The 2,083-nt window shown below is 65.8% G+C and carries 4 protein-coding genes; 2 read left to right on the forward strand and 2 right to left on the reverse strand.

Features of this window, described 5'->3' with window-relative positions; genetic code table 11:
- Window positions 1-192, forward strand: a 192-nt coding sequence (locus VJ307_02170; GenBank protein ID HJX72933.1) for a hypothetical protein, incomplete at its 5' end; no start/stop codon positions are given.
- 10 nt (window positions 193-202) lie between these two features.
- The gene (gene rsmI / locus VJ307_02175; GenBank protein ID HJX72934.1) at window positions 203-1,033 is read left to right on the forward strand and encodes a 16S rRNA (cytidine(1402)-2'-O)-methyltransferase; all 831 of its coding nucleotides are present in this window, start codon (window positions 203-205) and stop codon (window positions 1,031-1,033) included.
- Between the two features lie 54 nt (window positions 1,034-1,087).
- Here rsmI and VJ307_02180 read toward each other — a convergent pair whose 3' ends face one another.
- Window positions 1,088-1,396: a hypothetical protein gene (locus tag VJ307_02180; protein HJX72935.1), complete on the reverse strand. Its 309-nt coding sequence runs from the start codon at window positions 1,394-1,396 to the stop codon at window positions 1,088-1,090.
- A 141-nt stretch (window positions 1,397-1,537) separates the two neighbouring features.
- Window positions 1,538-2,083: zinc-binding dehydrogenase (locus VJ307_02185; protein ID HJX72936.1), on the reverse strand; the 546-nt coding region annotated here is incomplete at its 5' end.

Genomic DNA, 2,083 nt, shown 5'->3' on the forward strand with positions numbered 1-2,083 from the left:
ACCGTCCACGTCGAGGTGGGAGAGACGATCTTTTTCGATCAAATGCGACGGCAGAGGGATATGATGGAACTCATCCGGAAGCGGCTCGCCCAGGAGCTCGGGATCAGCGTCGAGGTCAAGCTCGTCGAGAAAAAGACGCTCACCCGCTCCGAGGGGAAGTCGCAGCGGGTGGTGGACCACAGAAAGCTGTAGGGGGCGGCGGATGAGCACGGGGACGCTGTACATCGTTGCCACCCCGCTGGGGAATCTCGAGGACATCACGCTGCGGGCGATCCGCGTCCTCAAGGAAGTGGCGGTCATCGCCTGCGAGGACACTCGGCGCACCGTCAAGATCCTCAACCGCTACGAAATCCGGACTCCCCTGTTCATCTTCCACGAGTACAACAAGGTCCGCGCCGGGGCCAGCCTCCTGCGCCGGCTGCGCGACGGGGAAAGCGTGGCGCTCGTGTCCGACGCCGGAACGCCCGCCATCTCGGATCCCGGGTTCGAGCTGGTGAGGGAGACGATCGGCGCGGGGATCCACATCGAGGTCGTCCCGGGTCCTTCGGCGCTCGTCGCCGCGCTTGTGGTGTCCGGACTGCCGACCGACCACTTCACGTTCGAGGGGTTCCTGCCGGTCCGCCGGGAAAAGCGCCGGAAGGCGATGGAGGCGCTCGCCTCCGAGACGAGGACGATGATCTTCTACGAGTCCCCGCAGCGCCTCGCGGCCTTCCTCCGGGACGCCGAGGAGATGTTCGGGGATCGTCGGGCCTGCGTCGTCCGGGAGCTCACCAAGATCCACGAGGAGATCCTGCGGGGGACGATCCCGGAACTCTGCGCGGAGATCTCCCGGCGCGAGTCGGTCCTGGGCGAGATCACCCTCGTGATCGGAGGGGGCGCGAAGACGGTGGATTTGTCCGTGGAGGAGGTCGTCCGGGCGGCTCTCGAGGGGGATTCCGGGTCGTCCCGGGACCTCGCCCGGGAGATCGCCGGGCGGACGGGACTCTCCCGCAAGGAGGTGTATGCGGAGATCCTGAAGCAGCGCCCGAAATGAAAACGGGCGGCCCGGAGGCCGCCCGCAAGGAAAAACGCGCCGCGCGAACCGGGCCTATCTCTTCTTTTCGCTCACCTGCACCAGCAACGAGTCGGAAACGTTCGTCACCATCCCGTGGAACGTCTCCTTCGCCTTCCTGAATGCCGGGTTGCCGAGGATCTTTTCGAGGGCCGCGAGGTTGTCGAGGTCCACCTGCACCACGCGCTGCGGCGAGGAACCGCCCAACATGCTCTGGTAGACCCGGACGGCGCGGACGCCCGGGAACTTCAACCAGATGTTCTTTCCCGCGCGCGCCAGGTATTTCTGGTAATCCTTCGCCTTCCCGGGGAGAACGTCGAACCGGTACTCGAATGTGACCATCATGGACCTCCTGTCGGAAAGTTTTCGCTGCAACCCGGGGATCCTCCCACCGGGGACATTCCCACCGGGGACACCCCTTTCATTATCGCCGATAAAAACAGGAGTGTCCCCGCCCGAAAACAGGAGGGTCCACCCTCTGTGCCATCAATCGACGCGAAGGACGATCTTTCCGAACTGCTTCTTCTCCTCGAGCCGGCGCACGGCCTCTTTCGCGTCGGCCAGGGGGAAGACGGAATCGACCACCGGACGGACCCCGCCCGTCGAAAAGATCCGGAGCATCTCGGCGAACTCGCCGTGGGTCCCCATCGTGGAGCCCAGCACCGTCAACTGGTTCCAGAAGATCCGGGCGATGTCCTCCTCCGGGTTCGGGCCCGTCGTCGCGCCGCACGTGAGCAGCCTTCCCCCCCGGGCGAGGGAGGCGATCGACCGCTTCCACGTCGCCTTTCCCACGGAGTCGAGCACGATGTCGACACCCCGCGTCCCGGTAATCTTCCGGGTCTCGCGGGCGAAGTCGGCCGCGCCGTGGTCGATCCCGAAATCCGCGCCCAACTCCTGCGCGCGCCGGATCTTCTCCGTGCTGCCGGACGTGACGCCGACGGTGAGCCCCAGCATTTTTCCGATCCGAAGCGCGGCGAGGGAAACGCCCCCCCCGATCCCGATGATGAGAAGCGACTCCCCCGGCCTCGCCTT

It is taken from the genome of Candidatus Deferrimicrobiaceae bacterium (genome assembly GCA_035256765.1).
Taxonomy (GTDB): Bacteria; Desulfobacterota; Deferrimicrobia; order Deferrimicrobiales; family Deferrimicrobiaceae; genus CSP1-8.